This is a genomic window from Selenobaculum gibii (genome assembly GCF_030273445.1).
Classification (GTDB): Bacteria; Bacillota; Negativicutes; order ICN-92133; family ICN-92133; genus Selenobaculum; species Selenobaculum gibii.
In genome coordinates this window covers 1,328,764-1,352,915 of sequence record NZ_CP120678.1, presented here as the reverse complement: position 1 = coordinate 1,352,915, position 24,152 = coordinate 1,328,764, and the positions used below count along the sequence as shown (strand labels likewise).

The following is a 24,152-nucleotide window of genomic DNA, read 5'->3' as shown; positions in this document are numbered from 1 at the left end:
ATTAATTAAAATGAAATATTTGCTCATCAAGAGTAGTGGAGGGACTGGCCCAATGAAGCTGCGGCAACCATTGAATCATTCAAAACGGTGCCAAATCCTGCAGAATAGTCTGTAAGATGAGAGTGAAAAGCTCTCTTTCGAGAGCTTTTTTGATTTTAAAATATTATATTAGGAGGAATAGATTTGACTAAAAAACACCTTTTATTTACATCAGAATCAGTAACAGAAGGACATCCAGATAAAATTGCTGATCAAATTTCTGATAGTGTATTAGATGCAATATTAGCGCAAGATCCAATGGGAAGAGTTGCATGTGAAACATTAATCACTACTGGGCAAGTGCATGTTGTTGGTGAAATTACTACAAATTGTTATGTTGACATTCCTAAAATTGTAAGAAGAACGATTAAAAATATCGGTTATACAAGAGCAAAATATGGATTTGATTCTGAAACCTGTGGAATTTTAACTTCCATAGATGAACAATCTGTAGATATTGCCATGGGGGTTGATAAAGCGCTAGAGGCAAAAAAAGGTACTATGGATGAAGCTATTGAAGCAATTGGTGCTGGAGACCAAGGCATGATGTTTGGTTATGCAACAAATGAAACTGCGGAATTTATGCCATTGCCGATTGCACTTGCTCATAAATTAGCACGACGTTTAACGGAAGTTCGTAAAAATGGTGAACTTGATTATTTAAGACCGGATGGAAAGACTCAAGTAACAGTAGAATATGTTGATGGCAAGCCAGTTCGTATTGATACGATTGTTATTTCTACTCAACATGGTCCAGAAGTAGATTTAGCTACAATTGAAAAAGATCTTATTGAAAAAGTGATTAAACCTATTGTGCCAGCAGAATTACTAGATGATGAAACTAAGTATTATATAAATCCTACAGGGCGCTTTGTTGTTGGCGGTCCACAGGGTGATGCGGGCTTAACTGGAAGAAAAATTATTGTTGATACTTATGGTGGTATGGCTCGTCACGGTGGTGGAGCTTTTTCAGGGAAAGATCCTACGAAAGTTGATAGATCTGCAGCTTATGCAGCACGATATGTAGCGAAAAATATTGTTGCTGCAGGACTTGCTGATAAATGTGAAATTCAAATTGCTTATGCGATTGGTGTTGCTAAACCAGTTTCAATTATGGTTGAAACTTTTGGGACTGCTAAAATTGAGGAAACTAAAATTGTTCAGTTAGTAAAAGATAATTTTGATCTTCGTCCAGCTGGAATTATTAAGACGCTAGATTTGAGACGTCCGATTTATGCAAAAACAGCGGCATATGGTCATTTTGGACGTACTGATGTTGATTTACCGTGGGAACGCTTAGACAAAGTTGAGATTTTAAAAAAAGCTTTAAATTAATTATGCTAAAGGGACTCAAAAGAGTCCCTTTACTATTTTGATAATATGGTGAAAAGATGAATAAAGTAGCAAAAATATTTATAAATATGCCAATAAAAACGATTGCAAAAGGATATTCTTATATTGTTCCCGACCAATTTTCTTATCTTGATATTGGCTGGAGAGTTTGTGTACCTTTTGGACATCAGTATTTAGAGGGTTTTGTAGTTGAAATCGCTTTTGTTGAAAATTGTGATGGATTAAAAGAAGTGGTTGCTGTAATTGACAAGAGTGCTTGGTTTAATCAAGAGATGATGGATACAGCTAAATGGATAGCGTCATATTACTTATGTAGTCTAGGCGAAAGCATGAGGCTTTTTATCCCTGGGAAGAAAAGTATTAGCGTGGATTTATTTTATGAGGCGATAGCATTAGAGGAAAATGGGATAAATTGTTGCTGTATTTATAAATATTTGCAAGCAAATGGACCGCTTAATTTGAATTGCTTAAAAAAGTATTTTCCTACATATGACATGGAAAAAGTTCTAGAGCGACTATTAAGTGAGGGGAAAATTAAAAAAGTATATAAAATCCGAAGTAGAGCGAAAGAAAAATTCGAAAAATTTGTTATGATTAATGAATTTTGTGATAAAGATCCGAACATATATTTAAAAAATAAGCCAGCACAACTGCGTTTAGTAAACCTAATGCTAACAAAAAGAAAACTTCCACGAAAGACATTAATGGAATTTTCTTCTTCGGTAATTCATGCATTAGAGAAAGATGGCTTTATTCACGTTGTAAATGAACGAGTGTTAAGAGATAGTTACAAAGATTATCACTTCCAAATGGTAAAGAAATCTTTAAATCCGTCACAAGAAAATGCTATTGAACAAGTCACTGCAAAAATATGCGAGAAAAAACATGATACATTTTTATTATATGGAGTGACTGGTAGTGGTAAAACAGAAGTATATATTAATATTGTAGAAAAAATTAGAAAGTTAGATAAACAGGCGATCATTTTAGTCCCTGAAATTGCTTTAGCAAGTCAAATGATTCAAAGATTTAAAGAAAATTTTTCAAATGACATCGTTGTAATGCATAGTAAATTATCCATTGAAGAACGTAATGACGCGATTGAAAGGTTGCATAATAAAGAAGTTGGTATAGTTATTGGGGCTAGATCAGCAGTTTTTGTGCCTCTTGACGATCTTGGTGTCATTATTATTGATGAGGAACATGAAGTTTCATATAAGCAAGAAGAACGACCTTATTACCACACACGTGAAGTGGCAAAAATGAGAACGTTTTATTCAAATGCAATTTTATTATTAGGTAGTGCTACGCCATCGCTTGAAAGCTATTATAAAGCTCAATGTAGCGAATATAAGTTGCTATCATTACCTAAAAGGGTAAACAACTCCAATTTACCTAGTGTTCATATAGTGGATATGAGGAATGAATTAGCGAAAGGCAAAAGATCAATTCTATCAGATGATTTGTATGCGTTAATAAAGAAAACTCTCGAAAATAAAGAACAAATTATTATTTTATTAAATAGACGTGGGCACTCTACATTTGTGTTATGCAGAGAATGTGGTCATATTATAAAATGTAATCATTGCGATGTTCCAATGGTTTACCACTTTAGTGGTATTTTACGTTGTCATTATTGTGACTCGGTGAAGACAGTACCGCAAGAGTGCCCGCATTGCTATAGTAGATATATTAAATACTTTGGAACCGGCACGCAAAAATTAGAGGAAGAATTATACAGGCTATTTCCTAATGCAAGCGTGCTAAGGATGGATAGAGATACGACAACTAAAAAAATGGCATATGAAAAAATTCTGGATGATTTTCGAAAAGAAAAATATCAGATACTTTTAGGTACTCAGATGGTAGCAAAAGGACATGATTTCAAAAATGTAACAGCGGTAGCTATTTTAAGTATTGATTCTACAATTAATATTCCTGATTTTAGAGCAGCTGAACGAGGCTTTCAGCTTTTAACTCAAGCTTCTGGGCGAGCCGGGCGACATGGAAATCAAGGAAATGTTATTGTGCAAACGTATAATCCATGCCATTATGCGATTACGCATGCCAAAGAACATGATTTTATAAGTTTTTATCATGAAGAGATGAACTTTCGAAAAATTTTAAACTATCCTCCTTACAACCAATTGCTGAAAATTATAATTTTTGATATGGTCGAAGAAATATTAATCAAAAAAGCTGAGATATTAGCTAGAAAGCTCCATTTAATGATGAAATCAGTAAAATGTAATATTATAGGGCCTTTTAGTGCTAATGTTGTCAAGGTAAAAGATATTTATAAAATGAATATTCTAATTAAAAGTAGGGAAATGGGAAAAATAAAACAACTTCTTTGTGAAAATGAATTAGATAAAAGGAAGGATATTACAATTGATGTTGACCCAATGAATTCATTGTAACAGACAGATTGATGATGTCATGGATTTTTTTCGTCTAGTGTGATAAAATTTTATAGTTAAAGAGAATTTAATATAAAATAGGGAGAGTTTATTGTGGCTATTTTAGAAGTAAAAAAAGCTGGAGATAGTATATTAAAAAGGGTATGTAGCCCTGTAGAAAAAATAGATAAAACAGTAAAAAGATTGTTAGATAATATGGCAGAAACAATGTATCATGAAAATGGTGTGGGCTTAGCTGCTCCTCAAGTTGGAGAAGGGGTAAGAGTCGTTGTTATTGATGTTGGAGAAGGCATTATAGAGTTAATTAACCCCATCATTATTGAAAAAGAAGGAAAAAAAATTGATACAGAAGGTTGTTTAAGCATTCCTAATATTTTTGGTGAAGTAGAACGATACGATAAAGTCGTAGTAGAAGCTTTAAATCGTCGCGGGAAAAAAGTGCGAATTGAGGCAACTGGATTATTATCAACTGCAATGCAACATGAAATTGATCATCTAGAGGGTATACTGTTTATAGATAAAGCAAAAAGTATTTCAAGAGGTAAGCAATAATGAATAAGTTAAAAGTTATTTTTATGGGAACACCAGATTTTGCAGTACCTTGCTTAAAGGCTTTGCATAAAAATCATGAGATACTCGCAGTAATTACCCAGCCAGACCGTCGCAAAGGGCGTGGGCAAAAAGTTATTTATTCACCAGTAAAAGAATTTGCAAGCAGTGTAAATTTAACGGTTTTGCAACCTGAAAAGATTAAAACAGATGAGTTTGAAGATCTCATAGAGAGTTTACAACCAGATTTGATTGTAGTGGTTGCTTTTGGACAGATTTTATCAAAAAGAATTTTGGATATACCTGTTTTAGGTTGTATTAATGTTCATGCGTCATTACTACCGATGTTACGTGGTGCAGCTCCGATTCATTGGGCTGTAATTAATGGGGAGAAGAAAACCGGTGTAACAACTATGTTTATGGATGTTGGTCTTGATACAGGGGATATGTTATTAAAGAAAGACGTATACATCGCTGATGAAGATGACACTGGGGTTATTCATGATAAATTAATGATTTTAGGTGCGGAAACTTTATTAGAAACGATAACGTTATTGCAGATGAATAAGCTTTCCAGAGTAAAACAAGATGAAAGTAAATCTACATATGCACCGCTCTTAACAAAAAAATTAGAAAAAATAACCTGGGATAAAGATGCTTTACAAATACATAATTTAATTCGTGGCTTATCGCCTTGGCCCGGAAGCTATTGTATGAACAAAGAGGCTGTTTTGAAATTATGGAAAAGTAAAGTTGTTAATGAAGAACCTCATAGCTATGAGCCTGGAACGGTTATTGATTTCACTAAAAATGGTTTTATTGTAGCGGCGAGTGAAGGCATGCTTGAAATTATGGAAGTTCAGCCGGCGAATAAACGTCGAATGCATGCAAAAGACTATATAAATGGTCATGGGATTAGGCTAAATGATGTTTTAAAATAAGTAGGTGAGGATTTGATAAACGCGATAAATCGACCTAAAAAGAGATTATTTATCATATTAATTTCAGTTAGTTTATTAATCACTTCAATTTCCACCTATGGGGTTTGGAAAATAAGTTTTTTAGGCTTATCTAATATTAGTGAACATTTGCCAGTTATTTTAGGAATAATTTTAATTGCGCTTTTATTTTCGATTTTTTTTGGATTTATGGGGATTGTTTTTTCAATCCTAGGATGGCCAACAATCCAATGTTTTCATCGACAGGCATGGGCAGCAATAAATATTTTGTTTCCAATGGCTGTTATAATTGGGAAAGTGATAGATGTAAATAAAGAAAAGATTGAACGTTCTTTTATTGAAGTTAGCAATCAAATTATTCGAAACCGCGGTATTAAGATTTATGCTAAAAATTTATTATTAGTTACACCTCATTGTTTACAGGAGGAAACATGTCCACATAAAATTACGCGTGATGTGAAAAATTGTAAAAAATGTGGAAGATGTCAAATTGGCGACTTACTAAAATTATCTGAAAAATATGGCTTTTCTTTTGCTGTTGTAACTGGTGGTACTTTAGCAAGGCAAATAATAAAAAAAGTGAAACCTAAAGCAGTTTTATCTATTGCGTGTGAGCGTGATTTAACTAGTGGCATTCAAGATATATATCCATTACCGGTCATTGGGGTGTTGAATCAAAGACCCTTTGGTCCGTGTAACAATACAAGAGTTAATGTGAATGAAGTAGAAAAAGCAATTAAAGAATTTTTAATATAATGGCAGGTGTCTAAATGAATGTTAGAGAACTAGCATTAAGAGTTATTAATGATGTTAATATAAAGCAAGCTTATGCTAATATTGTATTAAATAAACTTTTTTCCAAACATCAAATAAATGAACAGGATAGAAGGTTTATTACGGAATTAGTTTATGGAACAATAAAAGTTGGTAAAACTTTAGATTGGATTTTAAATAGATATATGAGTCGACCATTAAATAAAATCTCCCCGATTATTCAAGATATTTTGCGAATGGGCGCATATCAGATTTTATTTATGGATAAAGTCCCGGATTCAGCAGCTTGTAATCAGTCAGTAGAGCTAGCAAAAAAATATGGACATATTGGAACGGCAAAGTTGGTTAATGCAGTCTTAAGGAATATAATTCGCCATCCTGAGAAAGCAACATATCCAACGCCAGAAGAAGATATCGCGTTATATTTATCCTTAAAATACTATCATCCACTTTGGATGGTTGAAAGATGGATTGAAAAAATAGGAAAGGCTGATACTGAAAAGCTCTGTGCTTTTAATAATTGTCCACCAGATTTATCCATTCGAACAAATTTATTAAAGATAACAAGAGCAGCTTTAATAAAGCGTTTGCATAGTGAAGGTGCAGAAGCTGTTCCTTCTTTACTTACGCCGGAAGGAATTTTATGTAAAAAACATACAACGTTGACGAATATGGCTTCTCTACATGAAGGGCTATTTCAAGTACAAGATGAAAGCTCAATGTTAGTTGCCCATGTTCTTGCACCGCAAGAAGGCGAGTTTATCATTGACACATGTAGTGCTCCAGGAGGTAAGAGCACACATATCGCTGCCTTGATGAAAGATACAGGAAAAATTTTGTCGACCGATATTTATGAACAAAAATTAAATATCATTAGTGAAAATGCAAAGCGATTAGGCATCTCCATTATTCATACAGAATTAATTGATGCACAACAAATTGGTGATAAATATCCAATGCAAGCTGATCGTGTATTAGTAGATGCACCTTGCTCAGGTTTGGGCGTATTAAGAAAGAAACCTGATTCACGTTGGCGGAAAACAGAGACATTAATAAAAGAGTTGGCAGAATTACAAGGTGAAATCTTAAGCAGTGCAGCAAAAGCTGTTAAGCCGGGTGGTGTTTTAGTATATAGTACTTGCACAACAGAAGTTGAAGAGAATAATAAAGTTATCGAAGATTTTTTAGCTTCACATGAGAATTTTATTCTTGATGATGCAAGAAAGTATGTAAACTTATCTCAGCAAAACAATAAAATGATTCAGTTATGGCCACATATTCATAATGTTGATGGATTTTTTATTGCGAGAATGCTAAAAAATAAGTAGGTGTTTTTTTGAAAAAAAATATTTTTGGACTTTATATAGATGAAGTATATGAACTTCTAAAAATTTTAGAAATTGAAAAATATCGTGTAAAACAGATTTTTGAATGGATATATAAACGGAATGTTACAGATTTCAAACAAATGATGAATTTGCCACTAAAAATGCGCGAGCAATTAAATGAAGTCTTTGTTATCAAAACAGTTAATTTGGTGGATAAACAGATTTCACAAGATGAAAGCACAACAAAATTCTTATTAGCCTATCATGATGGAGTTGCGATAGAAACCGTTCTAATGAAGCATAATTATGGGAATAGTGTATGTGTTTCCACACAGGTTGGATGTAATATGGGATGCACTTTTTGTGCTTCTACTTTACATGGAATGATAAGAAACTTAACAGGTGCTGAAATATTAGCTCAAATCTTTTTTATTAATAAAATTTTAAATAAAGAAGGACAACGCGTTAATAGTATTGTAATTATGGGTTCGGGAGAACCTTTAAATAACTATGACAATGTGCTGAATTTTATTAAGCTTTGTCATGATAAAGAAATTTTAAATTTAAGCTACAGAAATATTACGCTTTCTACTTCAGGAATTGTTCCTAATATGTATAAATTAGCAGAAGAAAAACTCCCAATTACTTTGTCAGTTTCTCTTCACGCGGCGAATGATACGATAAGAACAACATTAATGCCAATAAATAAAAAATATAATATAGAACAGGTGATTTTAGCGGCTTCAAATTATGCAAAAAAAACAGGGCGAAGAATTACCTATGAATATATTTTAATTAATGATTTTAATGATTCAATAGAAGATGCTAAAAAATTAGTAGGTTTATTAAAAGGAAAACTAGCGAATATAAATCTTATTCCAGTAAATCCTGTTGAAGAAAGAGGCTGGTTTCGCCCTGAACAAAGGAAAATATCAAACTTTATGAATTTTTTACTAGAAAATCATATATCAGTTACGCTTAGAAAAGAAATGGGCGCAGATATTCAAGCCGCATGTGGGCAATTAAGAAATAAATCTATGGATGAATCTTAAAATCTATTTTAATGTGGGAAGTGTTTATAATGCTTTTTGATAAGATAAATGATAAATTAAAGTCTTTATTAAAAAATCAAGAGGATGATGAATATACGCAGCAGCGAACTAGAATTTTTGATAAGGAAGAGTTGCCATTATCTATAATGGAACGACCCTCATTAGCAAAAACCGTTTTTACCATTTTAGAAGGTCAAGATAGAGGAAAAGTTTTTATTGTTGAAAAATATCGAATTAATATTGGTAGAATGATAAACAACGAGGTAGTGTTATCTGATAGTAGTGTTTCGCGCCTACATGCTTATATTGTGCATGAAGATGATAAACGAATTATTTACGATGCTGGAAGCTTAAATGGAATTCTAATAAACGATAAATCTTATGCCCATTGTGTTCTACATAATGGGGATATAATAAAATTGGGCAATACTGTTATAAAATATGAGCAAGTGAATTAAAAGGACAAAGGCTATTGTGAATTTGAGAGGTGATCAGTATTGTTAGCATATGCAAAGTCAGATATTGGATTAAGCAGAAAAACCAATGAAGATAATTTTGAATGTGGTGCATTTAATTTATATATTGTTGCCGATGGAATGGGAGGGCATTTAGCTGGTGAAGTAGCTAGCAGCCTAGTCATTAAAGAAATAAAAAATTATATTAATAGCCATATTCATACATATGTTGAGGATTATGGAGAGTTATTGAAGTTATCCATATTGTATGCTAATGATATAATATATAATAAATCATTAGCGGATCCATTATATAAAGGAATGGGAACTACAGTCAGCGCTGTCTGGTTTATTGACAATAAAATTTTTTGGGCGCATGTAGGAGATAGCAGAATATATCTTTTAAAAGACGGCAATTTAGGACAGATTACTAAAGATCATTCCTTAGTAAATGACTTATTGGAAAAAGGAGAAATTGAAAAGGAATCAATACCGACTCATCCGTTGCGCAATATGTTAACACGTGCTGTTGGCGTAAATGAAGACTTAGAAGTCGATACGGGATATATGAAAGTTAATCAGGGTAATTATGTATTGTTAACTACCGATGGATTAACAAATCTTATTTCAGACGATGAATTGAAAGACATTATATTAACAAATCAATGTAATCTATCAAAAAGTTTGGATATATTTATTGAAAAAGCTATAGCAGCAGGTGGCGAGGATAATATTACAGCTATCTTAATTGGCGATTTTTAATTTAGGAGGTGAGTATCTGATGATAGGACGTATATTAGATGATCGATATGCTATTTTAGATCGTGTGGGTGGCGGCGGAATGGCTGAAGTATATCGCGCGCATGATCAATTATTAGATCGGTTTGTTGCCATAAAAATTCTTCGCGCTCATTTTATTGATGATGATGAATTTATTAATAGGTTTAAAAAAGAAGCACAAGCTGCAGCAAAATTATCTCATCCCAATATTGTAAATATCTATGATGTTGGAAGATTTGAAGATGTCCATTATATTGTCATGGAATTCGTATCAGGGGAAACATTAAAAGGAAAATTACAACGTGAAGGTGCTTTATCTGTAAAAGCATCATTAAATATTTCACTTCAAATAGCAGAAGCACTTGAACATGCACATAGCAATAATTTGGTGCATTGTGATATAAAACCACATAATATTTTAGTTACTGATTCCGGCAGAGTTAAAGTTGCAGACTTTGGAATAGCTCGTGCAGTAACCTCTTCGACGATGACCTATTCAGGAAACGTCATTGGCTCTGTTCATTATCTTTCTCCCGAGCAGGCACGAGGTGAAAGCGTAAATGACAAGTCGGATATTTATTCTCTCGGTGTACTTATGTATGAATTATTAACAGGAAAAGTTCCTTTCCAAGGTGAAACACCTGTTAGCGTTGCGTTAAAACAAATTCAAGAGAATCCTGAATCAATAAAAGAATTTAACAAAGAGATTCCTGATTTGCTTGAGGCGATTGTTTTAAAAGCAATGGAAAAAAGAGTTTCCGATCGGTATGTTAATATTAGTGCAATGATTTCTGATTTAAACATCGCAAAAAATTTAATAAAGTCTGAGAAAGACAGCTATGAGAATGTTTCTGACTTATATGCTACACAAATTTTGCCCAAAACAGAGTATAAGGGTAGGAAAGAAAATAAATCAACTAAATTTCAATCAATAATTTTAAAAAATAAATTGCCTATAGCTTTATTTCTTCTCTTAGTTGTTAGCTTTTTTATCGGAACATTTTTGGTTTATGGAAAGTTTTGGAGCGCAAATGAGGTGGCAGTGCCTAATGTTGTTGGTAAGCAATTAATCGCGGCAAAACACATGTTAGAAGATAAAAATTTGCGTGTGACTGTTGAAGAAACTCATGACGATAAAGTTCCAGCGGGACAAGTTGTTTCTCAATTTCCGGAAGCTGGAGCAATAGTAAAAGAGCAGCGAGCGATTACGATTTATATAAGTAAAGGCGGAGAGGTTGCATTAGCCCCTGATTTACGAGGTTTAAGTAAACGAGAAGCAGAAATTCAACTGAAAAATATGGGGTTACAGTTAGGTCGAGTGGATGAAGTTTTTTCTGACCAAAAAGTTAATACTGTAGTCGAGCAGAATCCTCGCCAGGGAACTCAAGTAATGAAAGGATATAGCGTGGATATTGTAATCAGTAAAGGGGAAGAAGAAAAGAAAGTTACGGTTCCTGATTTTCATGGCATGTCTATATCAGAGGCAGAAACTAAATTAAAAGCTTTAAATTTACAAAAAGGTAAGATTACTACGATTGAAAATTATAATGTATCGCCAGATAGTGTAGTTGAGCAAAGTATTGTGGCAGAAACGAGTATTGCTGAAGGTTCAACTATTGATTTCGTTGTAGCGAGAGGCGGAAAAAATAATAAATCAGAACAACAAGTTACTTTCGTTGTTCCTCAGGAGCCTAATGGAGCAAAATCCATCCAATTTGTTGTAACTGATAAATCTGGACGCAAAGTTGTTTATGAAAACACACATTATGCGAATGAAAAAATTAATAAAACAATTAATGCAAGCTCACCATATCGAGTACAAATTTATGTGAATGGGAATTTAGTTAAGGAAGAAAATTACTAATGCGAGGAACGATAAAATGAAGGACGGAATTATAATAAAAAAATATAATAGTTATTATTACGTCCAAGGGGAAACCTCTGTAATTGAGTGTAAATTAAGAGGGCGTTTTAAAAAAAATAGGTATTCATTGTGTGTAGGGGATAAAGTTCAATACACCTTACTTGGAGATGAAACAGGAATAATAGAAAATATTTTTCCCCGCCAATCAGTACTTTTACGTCCCTTGATTGCAAATGTTCAACAAGTGATTATCACTTTTGCAGCTAAAAATCCGGATTTTAATTCTAGTTTATTAGATCGATTTTTGGTTTTAGCCGAATATTCCGAACTGGATATCATTATATGTCTAACGAAAATTGATTTATTAAATCGTGCTGAAATAGAAACTTTAGTACAAGAATATCAGAAAATAGGCTATACGGTGATAAAGGTTTCGAATGTTAGTCATGAGGGAGTAGAAAAATTAACGAGTCTTTTAAATAATAAAATTTCCGTGTTTGCTGGTCCATCAGGAGCGGGGAAGTCAACGCTATTAAATCGAATCAATCCTAAGTTAAATTTAAAAACAGGAATGGTAAGTGATAAAATTGGTCGTGGAAAACATACAACACGGTTTTCTGAATTATTATCATTGCCTGAGCATGGATTTGTTGTTGACACGCCAGGTTTTAGTCTTACCGAATTTAATGATTTAGATGAACGGGCAATTTCTGAATGCTTTCCTGAATTTAATAAAGTTGAAGGTTCGTGTAAGTTCAATAGCTGTTTACATCTTCACGAACCTCAATGCAAAATAAAAAATGCTGTTGATCATGCTGCAATATCAGAAAATCGTTACCAATCTTACGTAGAAATAATGGACGAAATAAAAAAAACGAAACGAGGATTTTAAGATGATAAAAATATCACCTTCTATTTTATCTGCTGATTTTTCAAAATTAGGAGAGGAAATAAAGAACATTGATCAAGCTGGGGCAGAAATGGTACATATAGATGTCATGGATGGACACTTTGTCCCAAATTTAACAATAGGAGCTCCTGTTATTGCTGCATTGCGTAAAATAACGACTAAGATTTTTGATGTGCACTTAATGGTAGAAAATCCTCAGGATTATGTAGTTTCATTTGCTAAAGCAGGCACAGATATTTTTACTTTCCATATCGAAACAGCACCACATGTACATCGAATAATTCAAAATATTAAAGAAAATAATATGAAAGTGGGAATTGCACTGAATCCTGGTACACCATTAACTACAATAAATGAAATTTTAGATGATATTGATATGGTTTTATTAATGACGGTTAATCCCGGATTTGGTGGACAAAAGTTTATTCCTTCGGTTCTAAAGAAAATAAAAGAATTGAAAGAAATGATTAGAGCAAGAAATCTCAATATCGATATTCAAGTTGATGGCGGGATAAACAAAGTAACTGCTCCGCAAGTAGTTGCTGCTGGAGCAAACATCTTAGTAGCAGGTTCGGCTATTTATGGGTCCGATAACATTGCTAAAAGTATAGAGGATTTACGAAAATAAAAGATAAGGGCTATCCAAGCGAAAGGATAGTCCTTAAATCTTAGAGTCGGAATCGTGATATAGATAGACATTTAGTTAATGTTAATGTATGATTAATAAAGTTAAGTTAAATTAAGTTAATATAGATGTGATATAAGAGGTGTATACAATGAAAGCAGTTATATTACTTTCTGGGGGATTAGATTCGACAGTATGTATGTCTGTTGCAAATAATAAAGGGTATGAATTATATCCGATTAGTTTTAACTATCATCAACGGCACAAGATTGAATTAGAAAGTGCAAAAAAAGTTGCAAATTTTTATAATGTCAAACATCATTTAATTATAGATACGAATATGGATGCGATTGGCGGCAGTGCCTTAACTGATAAAAATATTGATGTTCCGTGCGGTAACATTGAACGAAAAGATATTCCTGTTACTTATGTTCCAGCAAGAAACCTGATTTTCTTAAGTTATGCATTAGGGTATGCAGAAGCAATAGGAGCAGATACAATTTTCATAGGCGTAAATTCATTGGATTATTCAGGTTATCCTGATTGCAGACCGGAATTTATTCAATTGTTTCAGAATTTAGCTGATTATTCTACTAAAGCTAGTATACAAGATAAAAAACATATAAAAATTGAAACGCCTTTATTGCGTTTGACGAAAAAAGAGATTGTATTATTAGGAACAAAATTAATGGCGCCTTTGCAATATACACATAGTTGTTATAATGGAAAAGAAAAAGCTTGTGGCATCTGTGACAGTTGTAAGTTAAGATTGCGTGGATTTGAGGAAGCTGGGGTCAATGACCCTATTGAATATATAAATAGATAGGTTTTTAGTAGAGGTGAAAGATTTGAAAGATGTCCAAAATATTTTTGATTCTAGAGGAATCTCTATACAAAAAGTAGGAGTTAATGATGTTCATTTACCTTTTCTTATCAAAGGTAAAAATAATACAAGCCAAAGCGTTTTAGCTAAAATAAAATTTACTGTTGATTTATCTAAAGAATATAAAGGAACTCATATGAGTCGATTTATTGAAATTTTAAGTGAATGGAATCAAAAATCTATATATAGTAATGATATAGAATCCTTATTAGATGATGCATTAGAAAAGCTATCGGCCAATACTGTATATTTACAGATGGATTTCAAATATTTTATTGAAAAAGTTGCTCCGATTAGTCTGAAAAAATCTGTTTTAGATTTAGATTGTTCATTTATTGCGCAAAAAGCGATTGATGAAAATGTAGATTTTATCTTAGGGGTAAATGTTCCTTTTACTTCCCTTTGTCCATGTAGTAAAGAGATATCAAAATATGGTGCTCATAATCAACGTGGCTTAATGAAAGTTAAAGTAAAATATAATGCTTCAAAGGATTTAATATGGATTGAAGATTTAGTAACTGCACTAGAGGGGCAAGCCTGTTCTCCAATTTATCCCTTATTAAAACGTGAAGATGAAAAGTTCGTAACAGAAACTGCTTATGAAAATCCTAAATTTGTCGAAGATGTACTTCGAGATCTGGTTATCACGCTAAGAACTTTTGAATGCATAAATTGGTTTGATATTGAATGTGAAAATTATGAATCCATTCATAATCATAATGCATATGCAAATTATACAGAACTTGTTAAATAATACTTAGGTAATTGATTAATGAGGAGTATAGAATGAAAAAGTTAATAATTAATGCAGATGATTATGGATTACACGAATTTATTAACCAAGGAATAATGGAAGGGGCTATGCATGGATGTATTAGTAGTACATCGATTATGCCGGTTGCCGCTGCATTTGAACATGCAGTAAATCTTCTTAATACAAATGAAAATAGCGTAGGTGTAGGAGTACATTTAACATTAGTTGCAGCAAGCCCTATCCTTGAGCCCAAAAAAATTTCTACTTTAGTTGATGCTGAGGGGAATTTTGCTTCGGCTTATCCTGCTTTTATAAAAAAATATATTTGTGGAACAGTTAGATTAGCGGAAATTTATCAGGAATTTTATGCACAAATTGCTAAAGTAAAATCTACAGGTATACCTATTACGCATTTAGATAGTCATCAACATTTACATGTTCTTCCTGGGATGATCGATGTTGTTATTGCGCTTGCAAAAGAGTTTAAAATAAAAGCAATTAGAATTCCCGCTGAAGATTATCTTTTTTTTCATGAGTTTTCATTTGGTAGATATATCGGAAAATGTGGCTTGAGTTTTCTTGCGCAAATCGCTAGAAAAAAACTAAAAAAAGCAAATATTGTTTCACCTGATTATTTTTGGGGAATGATGGCTGGAGGAAATATGAATGAGGCTACATTGGCCCAAATTATTTCCCAATTACCCAATGGAGTAAATGAAATCATGGTTCATCCAGGGTATAATACTGGTGAATTGCGAAAACTATTTGATTGGCAATATCATTGGGATCAAGAATTATCCGCATTAACTGATAAAAATTTATTAAACTCATTACGACATAATAAAATTGAATTGGTTTCGTTTGGAGCGTTGGCGAATGAATAAAATTTATAAGAGATTTTTATTTCTTATCTTACTTTTAGGCATTATTTCTTGTGGAGTTATTTACTTTACAGTAGATATAAATACGTTAAGTCATTTAACAGAATTTCAACCTTGGTCAATTATTGTAACCATTTTTTTGGTTATCATTGGATTGATTTTAGATGGAACTCGATTAATGCACTTAGTCCGTGCTTCTAATGAACATATTACGTTACAGCAAGCTGTTCAGGTAATATTCGGGAATTATTTTTTAGCTTTATTAACTCCTGGAGCAACAGGTGGAGCAGTTGCACAATTAATTTTTTTACGCAATGCAGGAATTCCAACAGGAAAAGCTACAGTCTTTGTTATTGTACGTACGCTCGTATCTATTTTATTTTTATTATTATGTTTACCTATCATTTTTTATTTTGATAACAGTTTGTTACCCTGGATTTCTACGAATGTATTAATTGGAATATCTATATTTATTGTTTTAGGGACTTTTTTCATCATTTGGGCGCTAAAAAATAAATTTACAGATTATCTGGTAATTAAATTTTCAAAACGCTTAAAATACGCAAAAAGGCGTATGTTATACGCTTTTTATAGAGATATTAAAGGAGCTATCGTTTTACTATCAAGTGCCCCATTAAGTATGCTTAGGGTTTTTGTTGAATCGGGCTTAAGTTTGTTAGCTTTATATAGCGTTGTTCCTATTTTGTTTTTAGGCATGGGAGTCGATGTAAATTGGGCAATCGTTATGGGAAGAATGATTTTTCTCAATATTCTTCTTTATTTTGCACCAACTCCTGGGGGATCTGGCATTGCAGAAGGCGGATTTGTTTTATTATTTAATGAATTTTTACCATCAGGAACTGTAGGGATTATTGCTGTTGCCTGGAGAATGATTGCAGAATATTTGCCATTTTCTATTGGATTTTATTATACAATTAAAGTTTTTGGACGAGAATTTTTAACAAAACAGTTAAAATAATAAAGGAGTTTATGATGTCAACAAATAAAAATATTTCAATTGGAATCATGATAATAATTGCTGCTATTACTATATTTTCTAATTTATCTGGATTTCCTTTATTAGATCCTGATGAACCGGTCTATGCAGAAACTCCTAAAGAAATGATTTTATCGAATGATTTTTTATCTCCAAAGATTTACGGTGAATATTGGTATGATAAGCCACCGATGTATTATTGGCTTGTTGCGATGAGTTATCAAGTATTTGGTATAAATGATTTTGCGGCAAGATTCCCATCAGCATTTTTATCTTTGCTTAGTATTATTGCAATATACTTTTATGGTAAAAAATTATTTAATCATAAAGTGGGAATCTATAGTGCTTTAATTTTAGTAACAAGTATTGAATTTTTTTATTTAGGTAAAGCTGCTGTTACAGATATTACATTAAATTTTTGTTTAATGGTTTCGCTCTTTGCATTTTTAAGTAGACAATATTATACATTTTATATTTTTGCAGGCTTAGCAGTTTTAACTAAAGGGCCCATAGGCTTATTTTTTCCTGGTGTAATTGTATTTTTGTACTTAGTATGCTTAAAAAAATTTCATCTTTTATCTGAAATGAAAATTTTATCTGGAAGCATTATTTTTTGCTTGGTTGCGTTGCCATGGTATATTTATATGTATAGTTTGCATGGAAGTGCATTTATCGATAGTTTTCTTGGTTTTCATAACATAACGAGATTTACATCGCCAGAGCATCCTAGTGGACTATTATGGTATTATTATCTTCCAGTATTATTAGTTGGGTTTTTCCCTTGGATAACTTTGCTTTTTCAATCTATCTATAAATCTTTTTCCGATTCTTATGGAAAATTTGATCATTTATTATTTCTAAATCTATGGGCAGTAATCATTTTATTGTTTTTTTCTATATCAAAAACAAAACTTGTATCGTATATACTGCCAATGTTTCCAGCATTAGCAATGTTGGTGGGATGGTATCTTGATAAGTTAACCGGTAGAAATTATTTTGGTTCCAAAAGGTCTTGGGGCTGGATTGGATGCTTACTATTTTTATCGGCAACTTTTGTTTATGGCTGTACAATTGGGATAAAAGAAATGCCACAAGCGGAAATTGGGTTTATCAGTTTAGCTTCTACCATTATCCTGATGTGTTTAGTAACGATTTTCTTTCTTTTAAAACGAAATATTGAGATAGCTTTTAAAAGTCAGGTAGTAGGAATGATGATTTTTTCTGCTGTGTTAGTAAATTTATTATTTCCGAAAATTGCACCTGATTTTACGAGTCAGCATGTAAGTAACGTTTTTTTAGAGCAATATGATGGAACTAGCGATGTTTATATTTCTAAATTTCTTCGCCCAGGAATTTCTTTCTATAGTGGAATTTACGGCAATGAGCTAGTTTTTTCTCCTAAATCTATTCCTGATTTAGAAAAAGTTTTTACGAATAAGAAAACCTATTTTATTCTAAGAGATATCGATTATGATAGATTGCCACAGTCTACGATAAATCAACTTACAATAATTAACCAAATCGATAATAAACTCATACTAGTAGAGACTAGATTTATAAAGTAAATTTTTATTATATAGCAGGATTTTATCTATAGATATTGAAATAAGAGAAGATAAATGACTAAGGAAACAGGTGCTTAATTGCTTAAAAGGGAAGTCCGGTGTGATACCGGCGCGGTCCCGCCACTGTATTAATGAGTATCTTTACCTATGCCACTGGCGATTGCTGGGAAGGCGTAAAGATATGATGATTTTAGCCAGGAGACCTACCTGTTTTAACGCACACCGTTACTATAAACAGCCTTGTTTATAAGCGACCTACGGATGATGGGCAGGTGGGTAATTAAGCTTCTACAACTGTTATTTTTAATATGTGGTTGTTTGCGTTTTTTTACCCTCTGCCTTTGCAGGGGGTTTTATTTTTGAAAAAATTTTTAAAATCGGGGTTTACAACAGGAACCTGTGTGGCTGCAGCTACGAAGGCAGCATTGCTAGCCCATAAAGGAAGCTATCTCAACACAGTAAATATTCAAGCGCTTTCGGGTGAAATACTTTCGATTCCGATTGAACATGTGGAAAAAAAGAGCGAAAATGAAATATTTGCTGCTGTTAGAAAGGACTCTGGTGATGATCCGGATATTACAAATGGGATAATCATCGAAGTTAAAGTTCTCATCTCTGCTCAGCATAAAGACATTATCATTAAAGCTGGAACAGGAGTAGGAATCGTAACTAGGCCAGGGTTAGCTGCTAAAGTAGGACAACCAGCGGTGAATCCCGGACCAAGAAAAATGATTACCAATGTAGTAAAAGAAATATTAAAAGAAGAGTATGGCTGTGAAATTACGATTATCATTCCTCGTGGAGTTGAGTTAGCGAAAAAAACATTAAATCCAATTTTAGGTATTGAGGGAGGATTGTCCATTATTGGCACCTCTGGAATAGTAAGACCTATGTCAGAGGAAGCTTTTAAAGATTCATTGGCACCTCAAATTGATGTTGCTAAAGCAAAAGGGCTAGATACTTTAATTTTTGTTCCTGGGAAAATAGGATATGATGCTTGTATTGACAATTTTGGGTTAAGGGCAGATGCAATAGTACAGACTAGTAATTTTATTGGCTTTATGCTGGAAAGTGCAGCTGAAAGAAAGATTCAAAATATTTTATTTGTTGGTCATTTAGGAAAATTAATTAAAGTTGCCGGTGGGATTTTTCATACACATAATAGAGTTGCAGATGCTCGTCTTGAAATTTTAGCGGTGTATGCAGCTTCTTTAGGAGCATCTACAGGAGTAGTTAGAGATATTTTAAATACGACTACGACAGAAGCTGCAATTGAAATTTTAGAAGAAAATCATATTGAAGGAATTTATGATCTGATTGCACAAAGAATTAGTTATCGAGCAATGCGCTACGTTTATAATGAAATTTGTATTGGCGCTGTTATCACCAGTTTAGATGGTACAATTTTAGGAATAGATGAAAATGCAAAAAAAATCGGAGGAGTTTTAGGGTGGAACATAAAATAATTGTCGTTGGTATAGGCCCAGGATCAGAAGATTATTTATTACCAATTGCAAAAAAAACGATTGATTTTGCAAAGGTTTTAGTTGGCAGTAAGCGGTCGTTAAGCTCATTTCAAAATAAAATGGCGCTAACTCATGCAATTACAGGTGAGATCGAAGCTGCACTTGCTTTTATTGAGGAAAATTTAAAAAGCCAAGATGTCGTAGTGATGGTTTCAGGTGATCCGGGGTATTATAGCTTTCTAGCAGCTTTAAATAAAAGATTTTCCTGTATTGAGGTTATTCCGGGAATAAGCTCTATGCAGCTTGCTTTTGCTAGATTGGCGCTCCCTTGGCATGATGCGGATTTAATTAGTTTACATGGGAGAGAGGTTGATTTAGCTCGGCTTAAGTATTCAAAAGGGCGCAAACTTGGTTTTTTAACTGATTCAAAATATACAAGTGCTACGATTGCTAGCCTTCTTTTAAAAAATGATTGGCCCCAAAATGTGCAGCTTTACGCTTGTTCCCATTTATCTTATGAGAATGAATCTATTGTGACAATGACATTGCAAGAAGCTGCTTCTACCGTCGAATATAAAAATTGTATAGTGGTGGTGATAGCATAATGTATTATCTAGGAATTCCCGATCATGAATTTATTCGTGGGAAAACACCAATGACAAAAGAGGAAATTCGTATTCTAACAATTGCTAAGGCCCAAATTAATCCTGATAGTATTATTTGGGATGTTGGAGCTGGGACTGGTTCTTTATCTATTGAAGCTGCCCTTTCAGCACTAAACGGTCATGTATATGCGATTGAGCGCAATCACGAGGGAATTGATTTAATTCAGCAAAATGCGGCTAAGTTTAAGGCGAAGAACCTTACTGCGATTTTAGGTGAAGCGCCTTCAGCCCTTTTAGATTTGCCAAGTTGTGATGTAGCTTTTATCGGCGGTAGTGGCGGAAAATTGTCAGAAATATTAACATTTATTGATGATAAACTAAAAGTTGGCGGACGTCTAATTATCAATGCAATTACAATTGAAACAATGTATGAAGCGTTACAATTTTTAAAAGAAATGGAAAATTATTCATATCACGCCTTTTCTGCACAAATTACACGATTTGATGCAATCGGTAGATATCATATGGGAAAAGCACAAAATCCAATTACGATTATTTCTTGTACAAAATTAAAAAATAGGAGGTAATAACAATGCAAGTATATATTATCGGTGCAGGGCCTGGAGATCCTGAACTCATTACAGTAAAAGGACAAAGATTATTAAGTGAAGCAGACGTTATTATTTACGCTGGTTCACTGGTAAATCCAGCACTGCTTTCTTTTGCAAAACAAGGTTGTAAAATTTATAATAGTGCTTCAATGACATTAGGTGAAGTCATCGAAGTGATTAAAAAAAGCGTGAAAAACAATGAGATGGTTGTGCGGCTACACACTGGTGATCCTAGCATTTATGGCGCAATTCAAGAACAAATGGATGCATTAAGCAAATGCGGTATTGAATATTGTGTTATTCCGGGTGTTAGCTCATTTTTAGCAACGGCAGCAGCTTTAAAACAAGAATATACATTGCCAAATGTTTCACAGACGGTGATTATTACTAGAAATGAAGGAAGAACACCTGTCCCTGAAAAAGAAAAATTAAAAAGTTTGGCTGCACATGAAGCGACAATGTGTATCTTTTTAAGTGTACATATGCTTGATCAAGTTGTTGCTGATTTAATTGAAGGCGGTTATGAAGCGAATACACCAATTGCGATTGTGCAAAAGGCGTCTTGGCCAGAGGAGAAAATTATTCGTGCTACTTTAAGTACAATTGTTGAAAAAATTAAAGATGAAGATATTACGCGAACGGCGATGATTGTCGTTAGCAAATGTTTAGATAGCAATTATGAACTATCACGATTATATGCACCTGATTTTGCCCATATGTATAGAGATGCAAAATGAAATTAGCTGTTATTTCATTGACGAGTACTGGAGTAAAGCTAGCAGAAAAAATTAGCCGGGGAAAAAACGCGGATATGTTCTGTAAAAAAGGCACAAAAAAAGAGTTCGGTGTAGAGTTTGACTCCTTAAAGGGATTAGTAAGTGATATTTTTCAAGCGTATGATGGCATTATCTTCATCATGGCAACGGGAATTGTTGTGAGAATCATAGCGCCCTTAATCGTGCATAAAAAAAAGGATCCAGCGATTGTTGTACTAGATGAAATGGGAAATCATTCCATTAGCTTATTATCCGGACATCTTGGAGGAGCGAATCGTTTGGCAATTGAAATCGCGAAAACAGTTCAGGCAGATCCGGTGATTACAACTGCTACAGATGTGCATAACAAAGTCGCCGCTGATATGGTTGCTGTTGATTTGAATTTAACGATAGCTTCTTTTACTATGCTTAAAAAAGTAAATTTAGCGATAGCTAACCAAGCGTCAGTTCCTTTTTTTATCGATCAAACGATGGAGAATTTTGCATTGTATTTAAAAAAAGCACAAGAAAAGCAGCTTAATTTAATTCCAATTGATATGAGCAAAAAAACTTTACCTGATGGAATAAAAGTGTTGATAACGGATAAGAAAGATTTTTCGTTATCGGATGGATTGATTTTATCTCCACGTAAAGTAGTTATTGGGATTGGTTGCCGAAAAGGAGTAACCGAGGAAGAAATTTTTTCTTCACTTACACAGGCTTGTAAAATAGCAGATATTACGATAGAGCAAATTCGTTGTTTTGCAAGTACTATCGTAAAAAAGGATGAAACTGGATTGTTAACAGTTTGCAAAAGGATAAATAAACCAGTTTATTTTTATTCTAATCATGAATTAAAGCAAGCAATTGATAAATATAAACTTGAATGTTCAGCATTTGTTCAGTCAAGAATAGGAGTTGGAAATGTATGCGAAGCAGCAGCAATGATTGCCAGTCAATCAAAAAAAATAGTATTACCAAAGACGAAACTAATAAAGACAACAATAGCAATCGCTTGGGAAGAATAAGTGTAGTTGGCATCGGCCCGGGGTCCTTTGACCATATGACACCAAAAGCACTAGCGGCAATAACTGATGCGAATGTGATCGTAGGCTATAATACGTATATAAAGTTAATTGAAAAAATATTAGCTGAAAAAAAAGTAATTGGAACTGCAATGATGCAAGAAATTGAACGCTGTAAATTAGCTGTTCAGGCAGCTGTTAATGGTGAAAACGTAGCTGTAATTTCCAGCGGCGATTCTGGGATTTATGGCATGGCTGGTTTGATTTTGGAACTCGTCATGCAGCAAGAAAAATCCTTACGTCCAGAAGTTAAAATTATTCCTGGAATAAGTGCAGTAAATGCTTCCGCAGCTATTTTAGGCGCTCCATTGATGCATGATTTTGCAGTACTCAGCTTAAGTGATCTGCTTACACCGTGGGAATTAATCAAAAAACGAGCGGAATTGATTGCTCAAGGTGATTTTGTCGTTGCTTTATACAATCCTAAAAGTATTAAACGCGTAAATCAAATCCAAGAAATTCGTGAAATTATGTTAAAGTATAAAGCACCGACAACGCCAGTTGGCATCGTTCATAGTGCAACGCGCGAAGAAGAAGCGGCGATATTATCCGATTTAGAGCATTTTACCCAAGAGCATATTGATATGTTCTCCCTGGTTATTATTGGGAACAGCAAGACGTACATAGAAGATCAATATATGATAACACCTAGAGGTTATCAATTATGATTTTAATCTTAGCAGGAACTCAAGATGCACGTGAATTAGCAATTTCTTTACAGCAACTTGGATTTTCAATTACTGCTTCTGTAATTAGCAAATACGGTGAATTTCTCTATGAAAATCTAGAAATAAAAGTACAATCTCAAGTATTAGATGCTAAAACTATGCGTGATTTTATTGTTGCGCATAGTATTACAACAGTTATCGATGCAACACATCCATATGCAATGAATGTTTCCAAAACATCATTAGCTATTTGTGAGACATTGAATATCCCGTATATTCGGTATGAACGGGCTAAAACAGCCCTGCCAAGTTATGATAAAATGTCTATTGTGACTGATTATGATGAAGCGGTAAGCTTGGCTGCTGCTATAGGAAAACGAATATTTTTAACAATAGGAAGCCGTAATTTAAAGTATTTTGCTAAACTACTTGGAAATAAAGAATATTTTTTAGTGGCGAGAGTTTTGCCCGATGAAACTGTACTACATGAGTGCTTTTCTATGGGATTTATGCCAAATCAGTTGATTTTAATGCAGGGGCCTTTTTCTCAGACATTAAATCGAGAGCTCTATAAAAAATATCAAGCGGATGTGATTATCACAAAGGATAGCGGCGCGGTTGGAGGTACTGATACGAAAATCAGTGCAGCAATTGAGCTAAACATTCCAATTATTATGATTGCACGTCCAAAATTAGCGTACAAGACAGTTGCCAATACTTTAGAAGAAGTGATTTACTTATTAGAGAAAAATAAAATGAATCAATAAAAAGGAG

24 protein-coding genes and 2 riboswitches are annotated in these 24,152 nt (G+C 33.4%); all 24 genes read left to right on the top strand.

The annotated features are described in order from the left end of the window. Positions 1-20 precede the first annotated feature (20 nt). Positions 21-123, top strand: a riboswitch (SAM riboswitch). Between the two features lie 60 nt (positions 124-183). The 24 genes from metK to cobK all read left to right on the top strand — a co-directional run bounded on the left by metK (position 184) and on the right by cobK (position 24,145). Next, positions 184-1,374 (top strand): methionine adenosyltransferase, encoded by a 1,191-nt coding sequence (gene metK, locus P3F81_RS06450; protein ID WP_147668777.1) that lies wholly within the window; start codon positions 184-186, stop codon positions 1,372-1,374. Positions 1,375-1,430: 56 nt separating this feature from the next. Continuing rightward, positions 1,431-3,812, top strand: coding sequence for a primosomal protein N' (gene priA / locus P3F81_RS06445; RefSeq protein ID WP_147668775.1), 2,382 nt, complete (start codon positions 1,431-1,433; stop codon positions 3,810-3,812). A gap of 93 nt (positions 3,813-3,905) precedes the next feature. Next, positions 3,906-4,364, top strand: a complete 459-nt coding sequence (def, locus tag P3F81_RS06440; RefSeq protein WP_147668773.1) for a peptide deformylase — start codon at positions 3,906-3,908, stop codon at positions 4,362-4,364. Next, the gene (fmt, locus tag P3F81_RS06435; RefSeq protein ID WP_147668771.1) at positions 4,364-5,302 is read left to right on the top strand and encodes a methionyl-tRNA formyltransferase; all 939 of its coding nucleotides are present in this window, start codon (positions 4,364-4,366) and stop codon (positions 5,300-5,302) included. The genes def and fmt overlap by 1 nt, the downstream gene beginning before the upstream one ends. A 12-nt stretch (positions 5,303-5,314) precedes the next feature. Next, complete coding sequence (locus P3F81_RS06430) at positions 5,315-6,076, top strand: DUF116 domain-containing protein (protein WP_147668769.1); 762 nt, start codon at positions 5,315-5,317, stop codon at positions 6,074-6,076. Between the two features lie 14 nt (positions 6,077-6,090). Beyond that, on the top strand, positions 6,091-7,422 hold the full coding sequence (rsmB, locus tag P3F81_RS06425) for a 16S rRNA (cytosine(967)-C(5))-methyltransferase RsmB (protein ID WP_147668767.1): 1,332 nt from the start codon (positions 6,091-6,093) through the stop codon (positions 7,420-7,422). 8 nt (positions 7,423-7,430) lie between these two features. Next, positions 7,431-8,474 (top strand): dual-specificity RNA methyltransferase RlmN, encoded by a 1,044-nt coding sequence (rlmN, locus tag P3F81_RS06420; protein ID WP_147668765.1) that lies wholly within the window; start codon positions 7,431-7,433, stop codon positions 8,472-8,474. Between the two features lie 29 nt (positions 8,475-8,503). Beyond that, positions 8,504-8,932, top strand: coding sequence for an FHA domain-containing protein (locus P3F81_RS06415; protein WP_309320182.1), 429 nt, complete (start codon positions 8,504-8,506; stop codon positions 8,930-8,932). Positions 8,933-8,971: 39 nt separating this feature from the next. Next, complete coding sequence (locus P3F81_RS06410) at positions 8,972-9,691, top strand: Stp1/IreP family PP2C-type Ser/Thr phosphatase (RefSeq protein WP_147668761.1); 720 nt, start codon at positions 8,972-8,974, stop codon at positions 9,689-9,691. A 19-nt stretch (positions 9,692-9,710) separates the two neighbouring features. Next, positions 9,711-11,573 (top strand): Stk1 family PASTA domain-containing Ser/Thr kinase, encoded by a 1,863-nt coding sequence (gene pknB / locus P3F81_RS06405; protein WP_147668759.1) that lies wholly within the window; start codon positions 9,711-9,713, stop codon positions 11,571-11,573. Between the two features lie 16 nt (positions 11,574-11,589). After that, a complete protein-coding gene (gene rsgA, locus P3F81_RS06400) occupies positions 11,590-12,465 on the top strand; it encodes a ribosome small subunit-dependent GTPase A (protein WP_147668757.1) in 876 nt (291 codons plus the stop codon). A gap of 1 nt (position 12,466) precedes the next feature. Then, complete coding sequence (rpe, locus tag P3F81_RS06395) at positions 12,467-13,111, top strand: ribulose-phosphate 3-epimerase (RefSeq protein ID WP_147668755.1); 645 nt, start codon at positions 12,467-12,469, stop codon at positions 13,109-13,111. A gap of 148 nt (positions 13,112-13,259) precedes the next feature. Then, the gene (gene queC, locus P3F81_RS06390; protein WP_147668753.1) at positions 13,260-13,934 is read left to right on the top strand and encodes a 7-cyano-7-deazaguanine synthase QueC; all 675 of its coding nucleotides are present in this window, start codon (positions 13,260-13,262) and stop codon (positions 13,932-13,934) included. Between the two features lie 22 nt (positions 13,935-13,956). Continuing rightward, positions 13,957-14,745: a GTP cyclohydrolase FolE2 gene (gene folE2 / locus P3F81_RS06385; RefSeq protein ID WP_147668751.1), complete on the top strand. Its 789-nt coding sequence runs from the start codon at positions 13,957-13,959 to the stop codon at positions 14,743-14,745. Positions 14,746-14,777: 32 nt separating this feature from the next. Beyond that, complete coding sequence (locus P3F81_RS06380; protein WP_147668749.1) at positions 14,778-15,629, top strand: ChbG/HpnK family deacetylase; 852 nt, start codon at positions 14,778-14,780, stop codon at positions 15,627-15,629. Further along, the gene (locus tag P3F81_RS06375; protein WP_147668747.1) at positions 15,622-16,605 is read left to right on the top strand and encodes a lysylphosphatidylglycerol synthase transmembrane domain-containing protein; all 984 of its coding nucleotides are present in this window, start codon (positions 15,622-15,624) and stop codon (positions 16,603-16,605) included. The genes P3F81_RS06380 and P3F81_RS06375 overlap by 8 nt, the downstream gene beginning before the upstream one ends. A 14-nt stretch (positions 16,606-16,619) precedes the next feature. Then, entirely contained in the window at positions 16,620-18,188 is a 1,569-nt protein-coding gene (locus tag P3F81_RS06370; RefSeq protein ID WP_147668745.1) for an ArnT family glycosyltransferase, read from the top strand. A gap of 51 nt (positions 18,189-18,239) precedes the next feature. Next, positions 18,240-18,413, top strand: a riboswitch (cobalamin riboswitch). Between the two features lie 134 nt (positions 18,414-18,547). After that, positions 18,548-19,654: a cobalt-precorrin-5B (C(1))-methyltransferase CbiD gene (gene cbiD, locus P3F81_RS06365; RefSeq protein ID WP_147668743.1), complete on the top strand. Its 1,107-nt coding sequence runs from the start codon at positions 18,548-18,550 to the stop codon at positions 19,652-19,654. After that, positions 19,639-20,259, top strand: coding sequence for a precorrin-6y C5,15-methyltransferase (decarboxylating) subunit CbiE (cbiE, locus tag P3F81_RS06360; RefSeq protein WP_147668741.1), 621 nt, complete (start codon positions 19,639-19,641; stop codon positions 20,257-20,259). The genes cbiD and cbiE overlap by 16 nt, the downstream gene beginning before the upstream one ends. Continuing rightward, positions 20,259-20,846, top strand: coding sequence for a precorrin-6Y C5,15-methyltransferase (decarboxylating) subunit CbiT (gene cbiT, locus P3F81_RS06355; RefSeq protein ID WP_147668739.1), 588 nt, complete (start codon positions 20,259-20,261; stop codon positions 20,844-20,846). The genes cbiE and cbiT overlap by 1 nt, the downstream gene beginning before the upstream one ends. Positions 20,847-20,851: 5 nt before the next feature. Next, entirely contained in the window at positions 20,852-21,607 is a 756-nt protein-coding gene (gene cobM, locus P3F81_RS06350) for a precorrin-4 C(11)-methyltransferase (protein ID WP_147668737.1), read from the top strand. Continuing rightward, a complete protein-coding gene (locus P3F81_RS06345; RefSeq protein ID WP_147668735.1) occupies positions 21,604-22,653 on the top strand; it encodes a cobalt-precorrin 5A hydrolase in 1,050 nt (349 codons plus the stop codon). The genes cobM and P3F81_RS06345 overlap by 4 nt, the downstream gene beginning before the upstream one ends. A 35-nt stretch (positions 22,654-22,688) precedes the next feature. Further along, a complete protein-coding gene (cobJ, locus tag P3F81_RS06340) occupies positions 22,689-23,378 on the top strand; it encodes a precorrin-3B C(17)-methyltransferase (protein WP_309320785.1) in 690 nt (229 codons plus the stop codon). After that, entirely contained in the window at positions 23,375-24,145 is a 771-nt protein-coding gene (gene cobK, locus P3F81_RS06335; RefSeq protein WP_147668733.1) for a precorrin-6A reductase, read from the top strand. Before cobJ ends, cobK begins: the two co-directional genes overlap by 4 nt. The last annotated feature ends 7 nt before the right edge of the window (positions 24,146-24,152 follow it).